15 protein-coding genes are annotated in these 23,268 nt (G+C 50.0%); 7 read left to right on the top strand and 8 right to left on the bottom strand.

Annotated elements, in window-relative coordinates; genetic code table 11:
* Window positions 1-14: 14 nt before the first annotated feature.
* The 4 genes from LX87_RS23235 (at window position 15) to LX87_RS23220 (ending at window position 4,035) form a co-directional block, all read left to right on the top strand.
* Window positions 15-893, top strand: coding sequence for a sensor histidine kinase (locus LX87_RS23235; RefSeq protein WP_111630695.1), 879 nt, complete (start codon window positions 15-17; stop codon window positions 891-893).
* Between the two features lie 65 nt (window positions 894-958).
* The gene (locus LX87_RS23230) at window positions 959-2,131 is read left to right on the top strand and encodes a PP2C family protein-serine/threonine phosphatase (RefSeq protein WP_111630694.1); all 1,173 of its coding nucleotides are present in this window, start codon (window positions 959-961) and stop codon (window positions 2,129-2,131) included.
* A gap of 32 nt (window positions 2,132-2,163) precedes the next feature.
* On the top strand, window positions 2,164-3,177 hold the full coding sequence (locus LX87_RS23225; protein ID WP_111630693.1) for a bestrophin family protein: 1,014 nt from the start codon (window positions 2,164-2,166) through the stop codon (window positions 3,175-3,177).
* Between the two features lie 468 nt (window positions 3,178-3,645).
* Complete coding sequence (locus LX87_RS23220; RefSeq protein ID WP_111630692.1) at window positions 3,646-4,035, top strand: T9SS type A sorting domain-containing protein; 390 nt, start codon at window positions 3,646-3,648, stop codon at window positions 4,033-4,035.
* A gap of 243 nt (window positions 4,036-4,278) precedes the next feature.
* Here LX87_RS23220 and LX87_RS28890 read toward each other — a convergent pair whose 3' ends face one another.
* Window positions 4,279-4,416 carry a hypothetical protein gene (locus LX87_RS28890; RefSeq protein WP_170139438.1) on the bottom strand — a complete coding sequence of 46 codons (138 nt, stop codon included), beginning with the start codon at window positions 4,414-4,416 and terminating at the stop codon, window positions 4,279-4,281.
* Window positions 4,417-4,756: 340 nt separating this feature from the next.
* On the opposite strand from LX87_RS28890, the gene LX87_RS23215 reads away from it, so the two are divergent.
* A complete protein-coding gene (locus LX87_RS23215; protein ID WP_111630691.1) occupies window positions 4,757-5,668 on the top strand; it encodes an AraC family transcriptional regulator in 912 nt (303 codons plus the stop codon).
* Window positions 5,669-5,671: 3 nt separating this feature from the next.
* Here the strand turns inward: LX87_RS23215 and LX87_RS23210 are convergent, their stop codons facing one another.
* The 5 genes from LX87_RS23210 to LX87_RS23190 form a co-directional block, all read right to left on the bottom strand.
* Window positions 5,672-6,634, bottom strand: coding sequence for a C-terminal binding protein (locus LX87_RS23210; RefSeq protein WP_111630690.1), 963 nt, complete (start codon window positions 6,632-6,634; stop codon window positions 5,672-5,674).
* Window positions 6,635-6,688: 54 nt separating this feature from the next.
* Window positions 6,689-7,705, bottom strand: coding sequence for a zinc-dependent alcohol dehydrogenase (locus LX87_RS23205; protein WP_170139437.1), 1,017 nt, complete (start codon window positions 7,703-7,705; stop codon window positions 6,689-6,691).
* A 13-nt stretch (window positions 7,706-7,718) separates the two neighbouring features.
* Window positions 7,719-8,342, bottom strand: a complete 624-nt coding sequence (locus LX87_RS23200) for a cyclase family protein (protein WP_111630688.1) — start codon at window positions 8,340-8,342, stop codon at window positions 7,719-7,721.
* A 3-nt stretch (window positions 8,343-8,345) separates the two neighbouring features.
* A complete protein-coding gene (locus tag LX87_RS23195; RefSeq protein ID WP_111630687.1) occupies window positions 8,346-9,092 on the bottom strand; it encodes an SDR family NAD(P)-dependent oxidoreductase in 747 nt (248 codons plus the stop codon).
* A gap of 91 nt (window positions 9,093-9,183) precedes the next feature.
* Entirely contained in the window at window positions 9,184-12,468 is a 3,285-nt protein-coding gene (locus LX87_RS23190; RefSeq protein ID WP_111630686.1) for a family 78 glycoside hydrolase catalytic domain, read from the bottom strand.
* A 291-nt stretch (window positions 12,469-12,759) separates the two neighbouring features.
* Here LX87_RS23190 and LX87_RS23185 point away from each other — a divergent pair, with 291 nt between their 5' ends.
* Window positions 12,760-14,226, top strand: a complete 1,467-nt coding sequence (locus LX87_RS23185; RefSeq protein ID WP_111630685.1) for a glycoside hydrolase family 28 protein — start codon at window positions 12,760-12,762, stop codon at window positions 14,224-14,226.
* A 72-nt stretch (window positions 14,227-14,298) separates the two neighbouring features.
* Window positions 14,299-17,001 (top strand): glucosidase family protein, encoded by a 2,703-nt coding sequence (locus tag LX87_RS23180; protein ID WP_111630684.1) that lies wholly within the window; start codon window positions 14,299-14,301, stop codon window positions 16,999-17,001.
* Window positions 17,002-17,165: 164 nt separating this feature from the next.
* Here the strand turns inward: LX87_RS23180 and LX87_RS23175 are convergent, their stop codons facing one another.
* The gene (locus LX87_RS23175) at window positions 17,166-18,785 is read right to left on the bottom strand and encodes a RagB/SusD family nutrient uptake outer membrane protein (protein ID WP_111630683.1); all 1,620 of its coding nucleotides are present in this window, start codon (window positions 18,783-18,785) and stop codon (window positions 17,166-17,168) included.
* Window positions 18,786-18,796: 11 nt separating this feature from the next.
* Window positions 18,797-22,327: a SusC/RagA family TonB-linked outer membrane protein gene (locus tag LX87_RS23170; RefSeq protein ID WP_170139436.1), complete on the bottom strand. Its 3,531-nt coding sequence runs from the start codon at window positions 22,325-22,327 to the stop codon at window positions 18,797-18,799.
* Window positions 22,328-23,268: the final 941 nt, after the last annotated feature.

Here is a 23,268-nt window from a genome sequence, read left to right as displayed (position 1 = left end):
TTTACTAAAAGTCTATGGAACCATCCCAATCAGTATCCGAACCCGATTCCCCCCATCACATTCCGCTGACTGTCGAAGCGGAGCTGGCCATCCTGCAGGAGCGGGTCGGGCAGTTGGATCGGCTGGCGTCCATTGGGCAGCTAACGGCGGGTATTTTGCATGAACTCAAGAATCCGCTCAGCTTTATTGGCAACTACGCCCGGCTTGCGATCGACCTGATGGGGGAGGTCGACGACATCGGGGAGCGATTAAAGGATCACCCGGAGTGGGACGAACTGAGCAGCCTGCTCGACATGGCCAGGGGCAATATAAACCGTATTCGGGAAAACAGCGCCCGGGCCGAGCGGCTGATTCAGGGGATGCTGGCGCAGGCCCGGAACGATGGGGCGCATTTTGTGCCAACCGACCTGAACACGCTGCTGGAAGAATTTACCAAACTGGCCTACCAGGGCATTCGGGCGGGCGACAAAGAGTTTGTGGTGTCGCTGGCGTTTCAACTCGACCCGGGGGTCGGGGAAGTAACGCTGGCGCCCTCCGAATTCAACCGGGTGATTCTGAACCTGGTGCTGAATGCCTGTTACGCCGTGAACGAACGCCGGAAAAAACAGCCCGACGACTATAAACCAGTCATTACCGTGGCTTCGCGTAAAGAAGTCGATTCCATCGTTGTCACCATCCGGGATAACGGTGAGGGCATTCCCGATGAGGTCCGGCAAAAGCTTTTTACCCCGTTTTTTACTACCAAACCGGCGGGTAAAGGGACGGGGCTGGGGTTGGCGCTCAGTCGGGAAATCATCAACGGGTTGCACAAAGGCTCACTGAGTGTCGATTCGGTGCCCGGCCAGTTTACGGCCTTTACCATTAACCTGCCGCTCAACACAGTTCAGGAATAATCGAAGAAATTCATTACCCATAACCCGGGCCAGCCAACGCGCCCGTTTGCTATTTATTCAAAGCCATGACGATCAAGATACTCAGTGTAGATGACGAATCAGATATGGAAATGCTGATTACTCAGCGTTTCCGGCGCCAGATTCGTGACAAGGTTTTCGAGTTTGTGTTTGCGTCCAACGGGACCGAAGCCCTCGAAAAACTCGAAGAAAACCAGGATGTAAGTCTGGTGCTGTCCGATATTAATATGCCCGAAATGGACGGGCTTACGTTTCTCTCGAAGCTGAACGACCGGAAAAGTCCGTACCTGAAGGCGGTGATGGTATCGGCCTTCAACGACATGGACAACATCCGGACGGCCATGAACCGGGGCGCGTTTGATTTTGTGACTAAGCCCATCAATTTCGACGATCTGGAAATAACCATCACGAAAACCGTTCAGCACATCGAAATGCTGATGCATTCGCAGCGGGAACACGATCAGCTGGTGGCCATTCAGAACGATTTGAACATTGCGCAGGATATTCAGCAATCGATGTTGCCGAAGCGGTTTCCACCGTTTCCACACCGGGCTGATTTTGATCTGCACGCGTTTCTGAAAGCGGCCAAGGTTGTCGGGGGCGATTTGTTTGACTACCTGCTGATGGACGATAACCGACTGTTTTTCATCATCGGCGATGTGTCGGACAAGGGCGTTCCGGCTTCGTTGTTCATGGCCATCACCAAGGCCATTTTCAAGAGTCATTTCTCCAGCAAAAGCTGCGGAAGCATCTGCGAAGAAGTGGGCCGGGTCAACGATTTTCTGAGCACGGATAACCAGTCGATGATGTTTGTAACGGCTTTCATCGGTATTCTGGACCTGACCACCGGCGTTGTAGAATACATTGACGCTGGCCACGAACCACCGCTTATTCTGCGGCAGAACAACCAGGTGGAGGTGTTGAAGAAAGTAGGTGGCCTGGCGCTGGGCATCGACAGCGATTTTCCCTACACCTCCGGAACGTTTAGGCTCGAACCGGGCGACACGCTTTTTACCTATACCGACGGCGTTATTGATGCCAATAACCGGTTGGGCGAACGGTTTGGGTTGCAACGGGTGAAGGATATTCTGCTGGCCGAAACGTCGGCGGCCCGCCCGAAACAAATCAACGATACGTTGCTCCATCATATTCAAACGTTTATCGGTGAGGCCGCCCAGTTTGATGATATTACTGTTTTAACCCTGCACTACGCGGGCTGATTTACGAGTTTACCCTTAATTGTTCCACGTCTATGTATACCGCTAAACGTATACCTCTTCGCATCGTTGCCCGGTTTGCCTGGCAGGCGGTTGTGTTCTTTTTTTTATATGCTACTGCCATTTATTTTTTATATACGCTGGCCGGCTGGCATTTTCTGGGGCTCCCGTTTGTTCCGATTGCTACCATTGGCACGGCGGTGGCATTTTACGTGGGTTTCAAGAATAATGCCTCCTATGAGCGGCTTTGGGAAGGACGCCGAATCTGGGGCGGTTTGGTCAACGCCAGTCGGTCGTGGGGAATGCTGGTGGCCGACTTCATTGCGGTTGCTCCTAATGCGGGTACGTGTTCACCGCTCGAACTGTATCAGATTCAGCAGCAGCTAATTTATCGCCACATTGCTTATGTTAATGCATTGCGGTTGCAGCTACGGAGTCGTTGGGTCTGGAGCAACGACCGCAATATTGGAGCCGAAATTGTGGGGGAGCAAAGTGCCTTTGAGCAGAATCAACTGGATAAAGAGCTAAGCATGTTTCTGGACGATGACGAGGTGGAATACTTCATTAAACGTCAGAATCCAGCGGCCCAGATTATCAAGCAGCAATCGGCCCAACTGCGGGCGTTGCGGGCTGCGGATATGTTGACCGACTATTACCATTGCGAATTAGAACGGCTATTGATGGAGTTTTACAACCAGCAGGGAGCGGCCGAACGAATCAAATCCTTTCCGTTTCCCCGGCAATATGCCTTTTTTAGTCAGGCATTCGTCTGGATTTTTGTAATTCTGTTGCCGTTTGGGCTACTAACCGAGTTGGGCAAACTGGGGGGCGAATATATCTGGCTGACTATTCCGTTTTCCGTTGCCATTTCCTGGGTTTTTTATACCATGGAAGTGGTAGGGGATACCAGTGAAAATCCTTTCGAAAACAGTATTAACGATGTTCCCATGACGGCCATCTGTCGAACGATTGAGATTGATCTTCGTGAGATGCTAGGGGAAAAGAATCTGCCACAACGGATGCAGGCCGTTGACAACATTTTGATGTAAACCAAGGTCGTGAAAGGAGTTTTGGTGTATATAGTCGAGTAAAAGTGGACCTCTAGAGGTGTTAAAGGGACAATTCAGTAATCGCACGGATTTCCATAGTACGTTTGAATCGTGTTGCAACAAGAACTCAAAATAGCAGTAATTAGCCTGCTAGTTGAGCAACCCGTGTAGGAGAATCCGCTACCTGGCTTACCTCTTCTCCACCAAAAAGGATTCGAAAAACAGCAGTTTCTCTGAGTTGCTCACTGTACTGAAACCGACTGAGCAGGTCTCGAATGTGATCTTGCATAGTTGTCATTTGGGATGTAAATCTGACAACCTATATCAGGCTAAGACATCAGTCGTTCAGTAGCCAAAAACGGCTTTTCCCAAAAGTAGCAGGAGTTGACTCATTTGTGACAGGCTTTCATGGCCAAGGTGCCGACCTTTGATTCAACAAAACGGAACAACATTTAAACAATAAACGCCATGAAAGCCCTCTTCAACACCCTGCTCATCGCCCTGACCTTAACTGCTGCCAGCTTCAACACCGTCCAAGCCGATCCCAATAAACCCAAGAAGGCAGCCGCTTTTCAAACCGGTATTCACACCACTGCTGAAGGTAAACTTCAGGTAGCCGTCCAGAAAGAAACGAGCAGTGCGGTGGTGGTCCGCCTGTTGAATGCGAACGGTCAGGAGGTGTTTGCCCAGCAGATCGGCAAACGGCAGGAAGCGGTACGTCTGCGGATGGATGTGAGCAATTTGCCCGATGGCGTGTATCAGGTAGCCATCAGCAACGGTGTCGAGACAACCACTAAAGAAGTCACATTAACCACTAAACAGATAGAAGCCGCTCCCCGATTGGTGGCTGTCAACTAATATTGAACCATGTAATCTTCTTCTGCAAAAAACCGGCCTTGAAGAGCCGGTTTTTTCTTTTATGATCAATTTCAAACTACTCTTAATACATAACAGATAGATCTGATGTAAAGCTCAGATATACCTATATTTAGCACTAGAAAATATATTCAAATAGTGTCAAATATAGCACTATAAACAGCACAAAAATACGAGACTTTTGAAAGGGTATCCTTCGCCTTAAACTGATGGAAGATCGGTCATTTAGACGGTTTTTTCGCCAAATGGGTCATTGGCATTGTATTTCACCAGCCGTAAACCGTAGGTCAACCACCGGTATGATGGTTTCGGGCGGTAGCGGTCGTTGCTTTCTAAGGTGGTAGAGAATGAGATTGGTATCAAGAATCATTAAAACAACGTTACGGAACGTAGAAAGAAGACGGTAAACAGAAATGACATTGCACTTATTATGCCGCCCATTGAAAACCGGTAAACCCAGTCGGCGCAATTCCTCTCTTAAGACCGTCCTATGCTGTACAAAGAGAGAATACGCTGGTTGAGTCCTTCACCCTGACTGAACTGGCATTGGCAAATGATCTGTGGCCGGTTTTCCTATATCCCTAGCTTTCATCCGCTAAATAACCTGTTGGCGGAAGTCTCCGCAATAAAATCCTTTTCGTTCGTCCATTTATGCTAATTTGTGCCGAATAAGGCTTATAGAACGCGTTGAATACTATAAATTATGGATCCTCTGCTTTTAAAGGTAAAAAAAACAGAAACTGATTCTTTCAGTGTCAATCACTTTACGTATAACGGCTCTTTTCCGGGCCTGTGGCATTACCATTCCGAATACGAATTAACACTAATTGTTAAAAGCTCCGGGACCCGATTTGTCGGTGACCATATTGATCGCTACGCTGAAAATGATCTGATTTTTATTGGAAAAAATCTAGCCCATACCTGGAAAACCGATGCTTCAAAAGAGAATAATCAGTCATCAGAAGCGCTCGTTATTCATTTTAAAGAAGACTTTTTAGGAAAGACTTTTTTTACAACGCCCGAATTGTATGCGGTAGAAAAGTTTCTGCGACTATCCCAGCGAGGAATCAAAATAATGGGCAAAACCCAGTCCGCGATTATCAGTCAAATGTATCAGGTCCAAGCTTTAAGTGGTGTTAATAGATTAATTAAATTATTACAAATCCTTAGCTTGTTGGCTGATTCTGAAGAGTTGATGGTATTGTCCAGCGAGGGTTATAACCAATATAGTAATGAGAACACGAATGATCGATTAAATAAGGTCCATGCCTATATCATGAATAATTTTAAATCATCCATTCGGTTGGCCGATGCTGCCGATATTGCCAACATGAGTCCGACGGCTTTCTCCAGGTATTTTAAACAACGTATGCAAAAGCCCTTTTCTCAATTTGTCAATGAACTGAAGGTTGGCTATGCCTGCAAGCTGTTGATGTTGCACAAGTTTAGTATCCAGCAGATTTGTTTTGAATGCGGATTTCAAAATGTATCAAACTTTAACAAACAATTTAAAAGCTACACCAAACTATCACCTAAACAATTCCAGTTAAAGCATAAGTCGTTGCACTTTCAAACGTCACTATACCAGCTTCAGGTCAATAATCCGGCTGAATAATTACTAAGCCACCCGATTTTTTAGCGGTTCCCCATTTATCATTCTCAACACTTCTTCGGCGGCAAATTGCTGAAGAATCGGAATGCTACGCTGGCTATACCAGGCCGTATGCGAGGTAAGGATCGTATTGGGGGCCTGACGAATCGGGTGAGCATCCGGAAGCGGTTCCTGCTCAAAGACATCAATACCAGTGCCACCGATTTTATTTTCCGTTAGTGCCTGCGCCAGGTCTATCGTGTTGATCAACCCGCCCCGGGACGTATTGATTAACACCGCATTGGCCTTCATGTTCGCTAACGATTCCCGATTGATGAGGTGATGGGTTTGGTCGTTAAGGGGCAAGTGAAGGGAGAGAATATCTGAATTCGCCAGGGCTTCCTCCAGCGTTATTTTTTGAACCCCGAGTGCCCGCATGGCTTCTTCGCTTACGAAGGGATCGAATGCGGCCAGTTTAAACCGGAACGCAGCGGCTTTTTGGTGGACAACCCGCGCGATCCGTCCGAATCCCAGCGTCGTGAACATGGCATCGCTACAGGCCGGAACCGTACCGGGCGGAATGATTTTCCACACGCCCTCCCGAACCCGCCTATCCGTTGATAGCAATTGCCGGTGTAGCGCCATCGCCAAAGCCATCGCGTGATCAGACACTTCATCGATGCAATAATCCGGTACGTTGCAAACCGGTATTTGTCGTTCCCGGGCCGCGGCCAGATCGAGATTGTCCACGCCAATACCGTAGCGCACAATGAGCCGACAATGATCCAGGTTTCGGATGATGCTTTCCGTAATAGGTGCCCACTGGACGATCAAGGCAAACGCATCTTTGGTGGCCGCCAATAAATCGGCTTCGTTTTTACACTGGGCGTCGATCAGCTCATAGCCCGATTGTGCCAACACGGCTCGCTCCGGGTCGATGTTCGAAAAGCCGTGATCCGTAATGACAATTTTCTTCGTGCTGGTAGTCATAAAAAGGTAGCGTCAAAGGATGCGCAATAGCGAATGCCTGGCGAGAAAAGAGGGTTAAAAAAGAATAACCGATTTAATGTGAGCCGCCTTGGCCGTCATCATGTTGGTAAAGGCCGTCACTCCGTCATCCAGCGAGTAATAGTGAACCCACGACGTTACGTCTACTTTCCCGGAAGCGATCAAATGCAGCGATTCGTTGATTTCCTGCTGCGTAGCCGCGTAGGTGCCAATGATTTGCTTTTCGGCTAAAATAATGTCGTAGGTAAAAAATGGCTGGGAGTTTTCATAAAGCCCAATAAGCACAATGGCCCCGCCCGGCCGAATGGATTGCAGGGCCTGCTGGTTGGTTTGAGAATTTCCCACGGCATCGACAACCAGATCAATTCCTTCCCCCTCAGTCAATTGACCAATAGCGGAAACCAGGTCTTCCTCCGCGGAATGGATGGTGGCCGCAGCGCCTAATTCCCGCGCAATGGAAAGCCGTTCAGGCCGCAGATCGGCTACGTACACCGTTACGCCCAGCAGCGCTTGAAAGGCCTGCTGCGTAACCAGTCCGATGGGCCCAGCACCGATCACCAGAACTTTTTTAGGGGATAAGTGCCGGGTAAGATTAACGATATGAATCCCGTTGGCCAGCGGTTCGGCCATACAGGCGGCCTGTGGAGTCATCGTCTCCGGCATCGGCACCAGGCAATGGGCCGGTACGTTCACGTACTGCCCGAAGGCCCCGCCCCGATGCATCCCGAAAATTTGCCGGTTTTTGCATACGTTCGTCAAGCCTCGTTTGCAGGGGTCGCACGTTCCGCAGGCCACTACGCTATTGCTGGCCACCCGATCGCCTTTCGTGTAACCCATAACGTCGGAACCAACCTCCTCAACCGTTCCGCAAAACTCATGACCCATAATTAAAGGCGGAATCCGGCGCGGACTTTGGTTTTTAAAGGTTTCCAGCTCACTCCCGCAAATGCCACAAGCCAGTACTTTCAGCAGGACCTCCTCCTCGGAAAACGAAGGCAAAGGCCGTTCAGCAATCGTAAGTTTTTTAAACTCCGGATAAAACAGTGCTTTCATGGAATGTCGACGTTCAGAATTGAGCCACGGCCCGTATGGGGGAGCCGTCGCGGCCCTGTAAATTGAGCGGAAATCCCATGAAGGTAAATTCATCAGGAACCTGATCCAGATTTGTCAGGCTTTCCACAATGACGATTTCTTTTTTCAACAGGATGTGATGCACTTCGTACCAGTCGCGGCTGGGCGTCGGGGTGTCCATGCCCAGCATCCGGATGTTTCGGTCGGCCAGATACGCACTGGCTTCCTGCGTCAGCGACGGGAAATTTTCAAAGAAATCATCCTGCCCGAAGTGTTGGTACCAGCCCGTGTCGTAGATGATTTTAGCCTCAGAAACCAGCAGTTGCTCATACGGCATAAAGTCATCGACAGTAATTTCTTCCCGGGCGGCTTTAGGAATACGGAGTACGTGCACTTTTCCATAAAACCATTCCAGAGGCATCTGGTCCAGCGTTTTGCCATCGTCCAGAAAGTGGTACATCGCGTCCAGGTGCGTTCCCTGATGCGATCCCATGACGATTTGCGTAATATTGTATTTCAACGTTCGGGTCGTTCCGTGCGGAACGATGCTCAGCTTGGGGTCAGACGGAAACGTTTGCTGCCCGTGGATCAGGGGATGAGAAAGATCGACCAGTTTCATTGTTTATTTAGCTAAGTAGCCGCCATCGACGAGTAAGTCACTGCCGGTCATGAAGGACGAATCGTCACTGGCCAGAAAGGCGGCTGCCGCGGCTACTTCTTCCGGGCGTCCCTGCCGGTTCAGTAAGTGCATCGCCGACGCCCGACGGTCTTCTTCGTCGATGTCCAGGCCTAATTTCTCGCATGAGTTAATAAAGGCACGGGTGTAGATGTAACCGGGGCAAAGCGTATTTACCCGGATCCCAAAAGGCGCCAGATCCTGCGCCCAGCATTTCGTTAATCCCCGAATGGCGAATTTGGTGGCGTTGTAGGTCGCAAAGCTGGCTTGCCCGACAAAGCCGCTCACCGACGAAAAATTAATGATACTGCCCCCGCCGTTTTTCTTCATTTGCGGAACGATGTACTTGGTCATCAGCGACGTACCACCAATGTTCACCGCGTTGATCTGCTGCCACTCGTCCGCCGTGGCGTCTACCCCTTTGAAAATAAAGCGGGCTGCGGTGTTGATCAACACGTGAGCGGGCCCAATTTCGCGCTCAATGGCCGCACAGGTTTCCGCCACCGCCGTTTCATCACGAATATCCAGTTGCCAGAAATGAGCACCCAAAGCGGAGACCTTATGATCCGCATCAGGCTGAAGGTCAACCAGAACAATCACACAACCCTCTTCGGCCATGCGGACGGCGGTGGCATAGCCCAGATCGCCCAGGCCGCCAGTAATGACTATAATTTTATCTTTTAATCCTCTCATCGTTTCGTCAAATTCATTCTGATGCGTTGTCACGCGACGCTTAGTACCTGGGAAACCGAACCCCAATCCAGCAGAGCCTTGTAACCTTACCCTATAAGGCGACGCTGAACGTGTAACTACCGGATGGTACGAGTAAGGCAGTCCCTGCGTCGGTGGTCTCAACAATCCGGATATCGGTTGATCCCAGGATGGATTGCCCGTTTTCGCTGATGCTTTTCCTGGATGGCAGGAACACGGTAGCCGTTGTATTCGCCGGAATTTGAACGGCTAACCGGAAGGTGCCGTTGTCGACTTTCCAGTCGACGGCAATTTTTCCGGCAATGGAATGATAAGAACCCTTGGCCCAGGTCAGGCTGCCGCCTAACCGCGGTTTAATGGTAAAGTGCCTGTAACCGGCAGAGTCGGCGTTTATGCCCAGGATGCTTCGGTACATCCATTCACCCACGGCCCCGATGGCGTAATGATTGAACGAGTTCATACCAACGTTCTGAAAACCACGGCCCTTGACGTAGCCGTCCCAGCGTTCCCAAATGGTGGTTGCTCCCTGGTCAATGGAGTATATCCAGGAAGGAAACCGGCGGCTTTCGAGTAATCTGTAGGCCACATCGGCGTACCCGTACTCTGACAACTGATTCATCAGCCGGATCGTCGATTGAATGCCGGTCGAGATTCGGTAATCATACGCCTTGATGGCCTGGACCATGTGGGCCGCAGCCTGTTTCTTCAATTTTTCGGGCACCAGGTCAAATTCTAAAGCGAGGGCGTAAGCCGCCTGCGTGTTGCCAGCAATGGTCCCGTCTTCGGCTACGTATTCCTTGACAAACCGTGCCTTTATTGCGGTGGCCAGTGAATCGTAGAACACGTAATCCCGTTGATGACCCAGGAGCCGGGCAACGTTGGCGACGGTTCGGGTCGAATGGCCAAAAAAGGCCGTCGAATAGATGTCGTTATCCACCTTGCCCCCCTCTTTCGGATAGTCGTCCGCAATGATAGTATTGCCGTTCAGCCAATCGCCGTACATGTTCCCCCGGTCATTTTTCCACAACAAATCCGGATTGGTTTCGAGAATGTGCAGGAGGTAGGCTTTCATCGACGTGTACTGGCGGGCCAGAATGGCCGTATCGCCGTAGTTCTCGTACATTCGCCAGGGGACCAGGACGCCCGCGTCGCTCCAGCCGGGGGCATTGCAATAGCGATTCCACTTGTCAACCTGTGGCGTATAATCCGGGTACCGTCCGTCGGCTCGCTGACAATCGGCAATATCCCGCACCCACTTGGTGAAAAACGCACTCATGTCCAGATTGTAGATAGACGTCTGGGCAAACACCTGGGCGTCGCCCATCCATCCCGCCCGCTCATCCCGCTGCGGACAGTCGGTCGGTACCGAATGCATGTTCCCCCGCTGGGTCCATAAAATGTTGGCCCACAATTTATTAAGATCGGGCGACGAACTCTCGAACGTACCAGCCAACGGCGCAGCCGACGCGACCACTTTCCCCGTAACGTGGGTTAATTCAGGCTCCTGGGTAAGACCGGAAATCTCGACATACCGGAAGCCGTGGTACGTAAAGCGCGGTTCGTAGTCGATGGTTTTTTCTGACCCGGGTATATATACGTCAATCTGCTTGGCCGCCCGCAGATTGCTGACATAAAGTTGCCCCTGTTCGTCCAGCATTTCACCGTGCCTGAACGTAATGGCTTGAGCCGGATTGTACGGAATTTTAAGGTGTACCCAACCCGCTATGTTCTGACCCAGGTCGAAGATGTACGTACCGTCCTTCACTTTCACCACCTTTACCGGCGTAATTTCCTGGATCACTCGGATCGGCTCATTGAGTTGGGCGGTGAGTGTTTTGGAGATGGTTTTGTCAACGGTAACGGGTTTCCAGGCAGCGTCGTCAAAATCAGGCTCCATCCATCGGGCGGGCAACCGTTTCGCATCAACCGTTTCGCCGTCGAAGAGGGAGGCCGTCTGGATGGGTCCGTTTTCCAATAGCTTCCAGCTGGCATCGGTTCCGATCTGCGTGCGGGTCCCATCGTCAAACAAGAGCTCCAACTGCCCGATCAACCGCCGGTCAAAGCCATACGACCCCCGATCGGGGTGGGAGAAAAGGCCGCCCGCGTACCAACCATCGGCCAGCATCGCCCCCATCACGTTGACACCCTTTTTCAGATACCTGGTAACGTCATAGGTTTGGTATTGAACGCGTTCGTGGTAATCGGTCCACTCGGGGGCCAACACCTGATTTCCGGCTTTTTTTCCGTTTACTGTTATCTCATACAGTCCCAAAGCGCTCGCGTAGAGGGTGGCCTGCTTAACATTTTTCGTTATCGTGAAGGTCTTCCGCAACAAAGGGGATGCGGGTATGGACGATTTGAACGGCTTACGATTAGCCGAGCTGCCGGTGTAAGCCCCATCCGTCAAGTTGGCCGGGCTCCAGTTCTCCGCTGAAAAGGCGGGATACGCAGCGTAGGGAATGGAGGCCACGACCGTTTTTTTCAAGGCAACATTATCGGAACGGGCGTTGATGGCTTCCAGCTCAGCGAAGGCGAAAGCATACTTCCCCTCGTCCGTTTTTCGGAGTTTACTAACCACGACCCGGATGTACCGGCCAGTAGTGGGCGGAATCGGTTTACTGTACGGTTCCAGCCCTTTCAGTTCGTAATCCCGAGCGCTTTCGTCCGCAACGACCGTTGCTTTTTTAAAGTCAGCGGTAGCCGATACCAAAATTTTGAACCGTTTGGGGAAGAGATATCCATTGGCGTAGAGTTTATAATCGACGGGGTACAGTTTGATCTGACGGATTTCCTGCTGTGCGCCCAAATCAACCGTAACCCATTGGTTCACGGCATTCTCCGTGGTGCTGAAACCCGACTGAAAGCTGTGCCAGATGTCAAATTTTGCACTGTCCGGGACGTTTTCTGCCGGTGCGCCAATCCAGTGGGCCTGCCAATCCGCTTTATTGAGCAGTCCCATCGACCAGCTGGCGATAGCACTCCACGAACAAACGTTCTTCCCGGCATCCCAGACCCGGACTTTCCAGAAGTATTTGGTCCGGGAAACCAGTTTGTTGCCGCTGTACCGCACCTGACTGGCTCGGTCAGAGTCCACTTTTTTCGAATCCCATACATTAGCGACATCGTTTACCAGAGCGAGGGAGTCCGTACTAACCAGAATCTGGTAAGCCGACTGAGACTGTGCCTTCCTGGCAGAAACCAGCTCCCAGCTCAGGCGGGGTTGGGTGACGTCAATCCCGACTGGATTGACTAAATACTCTGTTCGCAGATTACTGATTTTCAGATCCGGAATTTGATGGCCGCCGTAGGCTGGTAAAATTGAAAAGAGAGCCAGGAAATTAACCCATAGAATCTTCATTGGTAACGCTTGAAAGGAATGAATAGCCAAATAGTGTTAAAAGTCGAAATGTATTACAGATAATTCGTACGTGTTTACTATGTATTAATTTTTCTAAGAATACTCATAGTTTTATTCCTGTAAACATAGTGCTTCGGCCAACGCGGGACTTCCAGTTTATTAGCAAAGGATGATGCTTTTGTACCATTTTATCGGCCTTTATTACTGGTTTCCGCTACCGATAGTTAGTTTTATAGCCGATAGACCGATTTTGATAATCAATTTTACTACCTCAACTCCTCCACAGGATCCATGATCTATCTACGAGCTGCCCTGCTTCTGCTCTGGGCTAACCTGAGCGCTCAGGCCAAAGATTATCCGGCGTCGTTTTTTGGCATTTATTCGGACGGCGCCACCCTCAACACGCGTTCCATTCAGTACGCGATTGATTACATTCATTCCAATGGGGGTGGACGGTTGGTGTTCTACGTCGGACGGTATCTGACGGGGTCGATTCATTTAAAATCGAACGTAACGCTGCACCTGGAGGAAGGAGCCGTGCTGATGGGGTCTCTCAATCCCTTCGACTACGATCGGCACATCTGGACGGCGCTGGTGTTTGGCGAAAATCAGCAAAATATTGCCATAACCGGCAAAGGGGTGATCGACGGGCAGGGGCGTCAACTGGCCCGTAACGTCGTGAATGTGATTCAGAAAGGACTCGTCAAAGACTTGTTTCGCTATGATCGGCCCGAGGCCGAAGCGCGCGCCGTGCTTCTATACTTTAAGGGCTGCCAGCGGTTAAAACTTCAGTCCGTAACGTTACGCAATTCGGCGAGTTGGGTGCAGATTTATGATCAGTGCCGCAACGTGCAGCTGGCGGGTATAACGGTTGATAGCAAAGCCTACTGGAACAATGACGGTATTGACATTGTGGATTCGGATAGCGTCAGCATTACCGACTCCTACATCGATTCATCCGATGACGGTATTTGTCTGAAATCGCACGAAGCCTCGCAGGTTTGTCAGAACATCTACGTCCGCAACTGCACCATCCGGTCGAGTGCCAATGCGATTAAATTTGGTACAGCCAGCTACGGAGGTTTTCGAAACATCCGGATGGTCCAGAATAAAGTCTACGATACGTACCGCTCCGCCATCGCCCTGGAAGCGGTGGACGGTGGTTTTGTCGAGGACGTAATGATTGACAGTTTGGTGGCTATCAATACGGGAAACGCCATTTTTCTGCGCATCGGCGAACGGGTAAAAGGGAAGAAAGGCCGTCTTGAAAACGTTCGGCTGACGAACATTCGGGTGGAGGTGCCCGCGACGAAAGCCGACGCGGGTTATGAGTACGAAGGCCCGATCGAAGACATGCCCCGGAATGTATCACCCTCGTCGATTGTCGGTATGCCCGATGCGCTGGTCAATAATGTGACGCTGAAAAACGTCGAAATTGTGTATCCGGGTGGGGGTACTTCGATGGTGGCCAACGTACCGCTCAAGGCGCTCGATAAAGTACCCGAGAAACCAACCGCATACCCGGATTTCTCCATGTTCGGCGAACTGCCCGCCTGGGGTTTTTATGTACGCCATGCGCAGAATATCCGATTCGACAACGTAAAACTAACCTGTTTGAAAAAAGACTACCGTCCTGCCGTTGTGCTCGATGACGTGAAACAGGCCAACCTAACCCCCATGCTCATTACGGACCCCGACCGAAAGAAACCGTCGGTTTATTCCGCCCATTCCACCGGCCTGACCTTGCCGGGTCGGTAAACACCAGACTGAAAGGGTTAAGAATCCATCCTTTGGTCCTTTTACAAAAAACTGTCGCCAATACACTCAATTATGGATTACAAATGGATTTCCAATGCCTTCGTTGTTTTGCTGGTGGTTTTGGAATCAAAGGCTTTTGCTCAGCAAGCCATACAGGTCAGGGTCGAGTGGAAAGATGGTACGTCGCCATCCGGTACGGTTCAGGTACAGCACGGTGTTCTGCGTAAAATCGAACGGGTAGCCGGAAAAGGGAAGATCAAAGCCAATGGCTTTCAGGTGGGGGCCAGCAGTCGGCCGGGCATCCTGATCGCAATTGACAGCGCCCAGACTGGATATGGGAGCGGATCTACCGTGGTTTCCATCAAAACGACTAAAAACCCTTTTTCTTTTTTTCTTCGGGATGTTACGGCCAATTCTCCTATTTATATGCCGGATTATGGCGTCGTAGTCCTGAATGCCGCGGATCGACGGTCGTACCAGGAGGTGGAGACCGCCGTACGTTCCCGCAACACAATGACCAAGCTGCAACGGATTGAAACCGAGGGCGAAGTTTCCTTTGCCTCGGTCGAGAAGAAGGTCCGGAACATGACCGTACCCACCTGGTTGGGGACCAGTCGGGATTTCAGACTCTTCCAGATTACCGAAAACCTCTCGGACGCATCCCAGGGTGAAGCGTCTATTATTTCACCGAAATGGTCGTCGACGGCTTTGCGACTGGCCGAGACAAAAAATGAACCGGTAAATTATCTGTACACGTATGGTCGGGGCGTTGGCGTAAAGGAGAATGTCACGCGCCAGCTGGAACAGGGCACGTTGCCGATTCTGCACTCAACGCTGACCGACGATGATGTAGTTTATAAGTCGACCACGTTTGTAGCGCTCGAAAAATCACCCCTGACGCAACTAAAAGGAACCGATTTTTGGGTGGCCGACAGCTACAGTGGTGGTCACATGTTCACCAAGGAGCAGCAGGAACAGGTGAACACCAGAACAGGAAAAGCGCTCAATCCGGACGAGGAAACCGTTTTGTTTTTCAGATCGGAGGTCGTAAATACCGGCTCCGTGCCGCGTTACGCCTGGTTCAAGACGCCCCGTCCGGGCACTGCCTGGTGGCAGAAATTTCCGTATCGTTTCGATGCAAAGACCGGCTTTTCAGCCTATTCAGAAGAAAAGGTTTTCTGCATCTCCAAACTGAACGGAAAACCGCTGCCGAGTGAAGAAATGGCTATTTTGCTGCAACCCGGTGAAAAAGCGCGGTTTGATTTTTTCATCCCCCACAGTCCCGTTTCCAATGAGCGCGCGGCACAACTGGCGATGCAGACCTTTGAGCAGCGTTACGCCGAAAGCAGGGATTTCTGGCTCGCCAAATTAGAGAAAGCCGCACAAATTCACGTCCCCGAAAAGCGGATTGACGAGATGATCCAGGCCGGATTATTACACCTCGACCTGATTACGTACGGCAATGAACCCGACGCCACGCTTGCCCCGAACATTGGCGTTTATTCACCCATTGGAACGGAAAGTGCGCCGATCATTCAGTTTTACAACTCCATGGGATGGAACGATGTGGCCAGGCGGTCGCTGAATTACTTTCTGGATAAGCAGCACGAAGACGGCTTTATCCAGAATTTTAACGGGTACATGGTCGAAACCGGGGCGGCCTTGTGGAGCATGGGCGAATACTTCCGGTATACGAACGACCGGGAATGGGTCGAGAAGATAAAAGCAAAGCTCCTCAAATCCTGTGATTACCTGATCGCCTGGCGCAACCGGAACAAGAAGGAAGAACTACGCGGACGGGGATACGGGATGATCGAAGGAAAAGTAGCGGACCCCGAAGATCATTTTCACCAGTTTATGCTTAACGGCTATGCCTACCTCGGGATGAGCCGCAGTGCCGAGATGCTGGCCAGTGTTGACCCCGCCCAATCTGAACGAATCCGAAAGGAAGCAGACGCCTGGAAAGAAGATATCCGCCAGTCGTTTTTTACTTCAATGGCTTTGTCGCCGGTGGTTCCATTGGGCGATGGCACCTGGTGTCCAACGGCCCCGCCCTGGACGGAAGGGGCCGGGTTGAGAAATATGTACCAGAAACGCGAGACCTTCTGGTCGCATGGTACGTTTACAGCTCCGGATGCAATGCTGGGGCCGATGTATCTGGTGTTTTGCGAAGTACTGGACCCCCGTGAGCCAGCCGCCAAAAACCTTCTGAACTACCATAGCGAGCTTTTTTACCAGGAAAATTCGGCGTTTAGCCAGCCGTATTACAGCCGCCACAACTGGATGCAGGCCAAGCTGAGTATGACCAAACCGTTTTTAAGCACCTACTACCACACGTTTGCGGCCCATGCTGATCGGGAAACCTACACCTTTTGGGAGCATTTGTTTAAAGTCAGTCCGCACAAGACGCATGAGGAAGCCTGGTTTCTGATGGAAACGCGCTGGATGCTTTATCTGGAAGATGGGCCCAACCTCAAGCTGTTCAATACCGTACCGCGCCAATGGCTGGAGCAGGGCAAAAAAATAACGCTGAGTAATGTCAGGAGCTATTTCGGTCCGGTTTCGGCGACTGTCGTTTCGGAAGTAGACAAGGGGTACATCACCGCTACCGTGAATTGCCCGGATGCTCGTAAGCCGAACGAAGTGTTGATTCGTGTCCCACACCCCGCTGGTAAAAAGCCCGTGAATGTAACGGGAGGGATCTATAACAAACAGACGGAAACCGTGTCTATAAAACCCTTCTCAGGTCAGGCAGAAATCCGGCTCGAGTACTGATCACCTGGTAACTGTGGTGAAAAGAACGCATTTATCGAACGGCCATCCGGAATCCCGGATGGCCGTTTTGCACGACAGCCCTATAGGATTCACTATTTTGCAAAGCCCAAAAAAAGAGAGGTGGTCCGCAATGGCCACCTCTCTTTTTTACCTTCAAAAATTGATTAATTCTGCACAGCCAACGGGTTGTACAAAATTTCATCTTCGGGAATCTGAAGGGTCATATTGGCTACCGGTAAACTGGACTTGGTAACATGGTTAGCAGAGCTGGCTCTGTCCACAGGAATATTCCAGCGCTTGTTGTTGTAGAACTCGCGGCCGCCTTCACCCCATAGTTCAATGCGGGTTTGTAGCTGCACCATCTGTAAAGTGGTGAGTCCCTGCATCGCAGGATAAGTAGCCGTAGTTAGCGGTGTCATTCCTGCTTTGGTACGGGCAGCCAACAACCTGTCGAGCGTTGCTTTGGCAGCAGCTTCTGTGGCTGGCGACATCGCTTCAGCTTCTGCTTTCATAAGCAGTACTTCCGAAGTACGCATGTAAAACGCCGTTGAAGCGCCCACATCAATTTTGTTGTTGCTGTTCAATCCGTGGGTAGCTGCGAATTTCAGGTTCGTGTAAGAAGGGATAAAGGCAACCGTGTTGTTTGGCGGATAGGTGTAGTTGCCAATTGGTGCCAGCGAAAATGCATCTTTACGGAAATCATTGGGTGCTATTTTTTCATACAGTCGGTTATCAATCCGCTTGTAAGCTCTCTCCAGCCCTCCGTTACCTCTACCGAAGGGGTTCATGTAAGCGGTAAAGTAAGTGTTAGCAGCACCAAGCGGGAAACCTAAAATGACCTCCGGATTTTGCGCATTATTGAGAAAGCCATTGGTTTCCGGCCTTATTTCGGGATCTGCTGCGGTGCCTATGTTCTTACCTCCGTACTGTGCCTGGCTCAGAAACGTTGGATACTTTGCCAGAATCTCATTACACGCACTGATCGCCGTAGCCCAGTCCCCAGTCCATATCGATACACGTGCCAGCAGGAAATTGGCCACAGCCAGATCGATATCGGTTATATCATCAGTATAGCCAATCCCAGCCTCTTTGAACAATGTAATGGCCCGGTTCAGGTCGTTTTTGATAAAGGCATACGTTTCTACCGCAGATGCACGAGGCTTGTTTTCCTGAGTGGGTTGAAACCGGTCATACAACGGAAGGCCAAGTTTGTCCTTTCCGCCCTGCAGGAAGGCGTCCTGATAATTTTCCATCAGGTAGTTGTACCCATAGGCTCTGGCAAACAATCCTCTGGCTTTACATTCCTTCAGAAAGTTGTTGCTGGCCACGGTTTCATCCGGAAGATAATTGAGCATCTGGTTAGCAGTCGTAATGCAAAACCAGCCATACCTCCAGTAATTACCATTCTTGGCGTTGGCAGATCCAATGAAGTCACCGAGCTGATATTCGATTGAACCGGAGAGTACGTTCAGCCCTTCCTGATCACCCAGAATGATATCATTTCCTTCAAGAGAGCGATTGACATCCAGTCCCTGAGTGGAATAATACATGTCCGCAACGCCCGCACCTGTGGCACCCGCGTTGTTGAACAGCAGGGGCATGGCGTTGGCCATTCCACCCATGACGATCCGGATCTTGGCCTCGTCACCCGACGCTAGAAGTTCGGCTATTTGCTTGTCGGTAATGCTGTGTGGTGGCTCCACTTCCAGCTTATTGGCACACCCAGAAAATAGCAGCATACCCGAAACTGCCAAACCCGTTATCCATTTATTTAGAATACTCATCTCTCGACTAATTAAAAGTTAAAATTAATACCCACCGAAAAGGTGCTCATAGGCAGATACACCGCTGCCCCTACTTCCATTCCACCTACCAGCGACATGCGCGGATCTATACCTGAGTGAGCCGTCAACATGGTCAGGTTGTCGCCGGATGCATACACCCGTATACTTTTTGTGTTCAACTTGTCCAGGATGGCGCCACTAAGCGTATAACCCAAGGTGAGGTTTTTGATATTCAGATAAGAAGCGCTGAATAAAGCCAGATCGGTATATTGCCATGCCCCAAATGTAGACCCGCCCGTAAAGAACGTATCTCCATAAAATGTCATCGGGAATTTAGCGTCTGTGTTCTCAGGTGTCCAGGTATTTCCCAATACTTCTTTCGATAATGCGTTTCCTATGTTCCCCGATCTGTACAGGTGGTTGGCATATTCCACACTCAGGAATTTTCCCCCCAGCTGGTAGGCCAGGATAGCGGTGAAGTCGAAACCTCTATATTGAAAGCTTGTAGAAAAGCCACCAATAATTTTTGGAATGGCACTACCCATTTCATACCGGTTGGCCAGCGTGTAGTTCGTTGTGCTCACAATGCTTCCCACTCTGCTATCCGTAAAGCGTCCTGCATCCTGGTCTGCCTGCGTAACGGTGTGATGGAATAAGGGCAAACCTGTGCTCTGATCCACGCCCGCGTACTTGTAGAGATAAAGGTTGTAGTAATCCTTATTTTCACCACGCAGGTACATGATCTGGCCGGAGTTGGTAGCACCGCCATTTGCAATTCCCCATCCATCGATGGAGCCTGTAAAGTTTCCGCCCAATGATGGCGAACCTACACTTTTGGGAAATTTAGTCAGAATGGTGCGGTAGTGGGTACCGTTCAATCCGATGCTCCAGTTGATATTTTTGTTTTGGATGAGTTTGATGTCCAGGGCAACTTCCACACCGCGGTTGACAATTTCAGCGCTGTTCAGGGTGAGTGAAGCTTGTCCCATTGAAGAGGCAAGAGGCTGTGCAAACACGGAGTTTACCGTCTTCTTGTTGTACACATCTATGGTTCCACTCAATCTCCTGTTTAAAAGGGTGAAATCGATACCGGCATCGACAGTATGCGTGTTTTCCCAGGTTAATTTATCATTTACGGCAGCACCTTGCTGAAGTGTGTAGGTTGCAGGAATACCGGTTCCAGCCGTTGAGTTTGTGTAAACCGCACCGTAGCTCCAGGTCTGATAACCCGAATAGTTGCTGATACCGCTCTGGTTACCGATAACTCCATAGCTGGCCCGTACTTTCAATTCGTTGATGACGTTATTGAATCTCTGCATGAATTTTTCCTGAGAAATACGCCATCCACCACCAACAGACCAGAATGTTCCCCAGCGATTCTCGTTGAACCGGAATTTAGACGAACCGTCTCTGCGCAGCGAGCCTTCCGCAAAATACTTGTCGTCATAGTTGTACACCGCCCGGCCAAAATAGCTATCCATGGCCGTGATGTCTCCACCATAACCCGGAACACCGAACGGTGCGCCCGCGGTGTTGTACCGGCTGGTGAAGTTACCTGCGCCGGTAAACCCATTGATCAGAGAATACGCGGAGGCAAAGTTCACCAGATCACTTTTAAATTGATAGAATTCATGGGCAGCCAGTGCCGTAACGGAGTGACGACCAAATTCTTGACCCCAGTTAAGCAGCTGTTGCGTGTTGAAAACGCCGGTGTTCGTATAATACTTTCCAATCGCACCGATACCCACTACTGCTCCCGTCTCAGGCGTACCGTAACGCGTCCGCTCTTCCGTAAAGCGGTCATACGAAATGTTGTTTGTAAAGCTGAAATTCTTGAGGAAGCTCACCGTGAAATACCCTTTAAGGTTCAAGTCGTGCGATTCCCTACGATCGATGTCTTTATCCAACAGGTCGATCAGATTGGTAGCATAAAGCGGTTGGCTGGTGGTTCCGTTGGGGAAAGTACCGGGCTGAACGCCAAGAGGAGAATAGGTATCATTCGCATTATCAGACACCATGTCGGTGCCGTTCGGATTTTTACGGATATTTCCCTGAAGGTCTCTGGCGAACAACGGTACGAGTTGATTCTGCCCATTCACCCACCTGAACGCGTTTTGCTGCACGGTTCCGGGGTTACGTCCGAAACGGGTAGCCGGAGATTGGGTATTCCGCATACTGTACCCCAGATTTGTTCCTACTTTCAGCCAGTTGGTGAGTTGTGCATTAACATTTGTACGTGCGTTGTAACGCTTGAATGCCGACCCTCTGATATAAGAAGGATCTTCCAGCATGCCTACAGAAACAAAATAATCCATTCTATCGGAGCCACCGCTTGCCGATACCGTATGCTCCTGACGGAACATTTTTTCGAAAAAGTAATCCTTGTACGATCCGGCTTCCCAAAGTGGTCTTGCATTCGGATTCAACTTGCCCGTAGTAGGGTCAATCAGGTACGCACCCGACATCGTCGCACTGGCATTGGCTCCGCTACCGGTGGTGGTATACACAGCGCCCGGCACGTCATAGGCCATGTAGTTCCCCAACAGGTTCATGGCAAAGTTTGTCTTTGATCCCGTGTAATCGAATAAATGGGAACTGGCAAACAAACCGGCCGCTTCATGAGACATATTTGGATTGGCCACATTCGTCGTGAATTTACCGTCGGTAGATGATCCGCCGTTCACACCGTAGCGTGCGGAGTTGTAGATGGCCAGCCAGGCATGTTCATAAATGTCTTTGGCATCATCAATAAGATCAAACCGCAATCCACCCAGATAATTGAATCCAGCCCGGGTTTGTACCGAAATATTCGGTTTGCCTTTTGTTCCTCTTTTAGTCGTCACAAGCAAAACCCCATTTGCTCCACGCGAACCGTAAACGGCAGTGGAAGCGGCATCTTTCAGCACGCTGATGCTTTCAATATCCTTTGGATTGATGGAAGACAATGCATTGGGGTATTCCGTGGGCACACCATCGATCACGATCAGGGCATTGGAGCTGTTCTGGCTGGTAGAGCCCGCTCCGCGTAAACGAATACCCATGTCCAAACCGGGCTGGCCATCAACGGCAGAAACCTGAATCCCGGGGACCACACCTTCAAGGGCTCTGGTAACCGTGGAGTTAGCCTGCACAGAAATGACTTTAGAATCAACCTGTGATACCGCACCAGTAAGCGTGCTTCGCTTAGCGGTACCGTACCCGATAACGACTACTTCGCTAAGCTGATTGTCTGCCGCAGCCAGACTAATGTTAATAGTTTTCCTGGTGCCCACAACGGTTTCCTGGGTGGTGTATCCGATAAAGGAGAATACCAGGGTAGAATTTGTATTCGGAACATTTGAGATGGTAAAAATTCCATCGGAATTGGTGACAGTGCCGGTCGTTGTCCCTTTAACGAGCACACTCACCCCGGGCAACGTGGCCCCTGAGGCATCGGTTACCTTTCCGGAAACCTGCACCTGTGCATAAAGGCTTAGGCTAAAAAGCAGGTTGCACAGAAGGAATAAGGATCCTTTTCTTTTAATCGTAATGATTTTGAACATAGGTAAATAGGAATAAAGATGAATAATAAAACGGCAAAATAATTGGTATAAGAAAAAGGTATTCACATGTTGCAAAAGCAGGCGAGGAGAAACGTCTCCTTACCTGGAGTACTCACTATTGATTCGTGAATTAATCTGTCATAAAGGCTATTGAAAAACGGCTTCACCAAATTAGTGTCCTTTTCTATGTGGCTGACTTCTTCTAGAATCGCTACGGCTAACTCGGCTAAGTTGGGCTATTTTTAGTTTTATAACTGCGTTAACCCCAACAACGGAGCCATCCTGGGCAGAGGTTACCTGGCCAGTAATGGGTTGTCTAGCGGTTCTGGGCTGGATTATTTTGTGAGTGACCTGGTTGGGAATATAACAAAATCAACAAAGTGCATTGTAAAATTCTTATCATATGTCTCTGGATTAAGTTGTTAAAGGGTTTGATGGAATGATCTTACGTTAAAATATGATTTTTCCAATCATAAATTCAACAAAATGACAAAGATTTGTTAAGAAAAAATAATATTATGCTATAAAAACATAACATTGGCTATCCTACCGGTTCCACTCTGCTGGAGTACGATCGAATCATTCTTCTGATGGCTTATACAGTAATTCTATTGATAAACCAGCTCCATCCCTGATGAGATTTTGGCCATTTCGGGATATATTAAGGCATAGTGTTAAATGCTTTATTGCATTTTGGCTGAGACTGCTCAGAAAGCTTCAGTAATATTCCCTTTACGTTTTTACTTTGTAGAGTTCTTCTTCCAACGGGATACTGTAGCGAATTCAAATCAGGCCATCGACTGAGGCATTAAGCGTACAAAAGTGGCTCACAGCCCCATTGAGGTAGAAATACCTCGGGATCGGGAAGCTTCATTCAATCGCACCGGCCCCAGACGGTTGGCCAGTGCGATTATTGGCAAACGCCAGTCCAGTCTGGGTGG

Origin of the sequence: Larkinella arboricola, assembly GCF_003259745.1 — a bacterium.
Taxonomy (GTDB): Bacteria; Bacteroidota; Bacteroidia; order Cytophagales; family Spirosomataceae; genus Larkinella; species Larkinella arboricola.
Note: the sequence above shows the minus strand (reverse complement) of the source record. Positions and strands in the feature narration are given on the sequence as shown.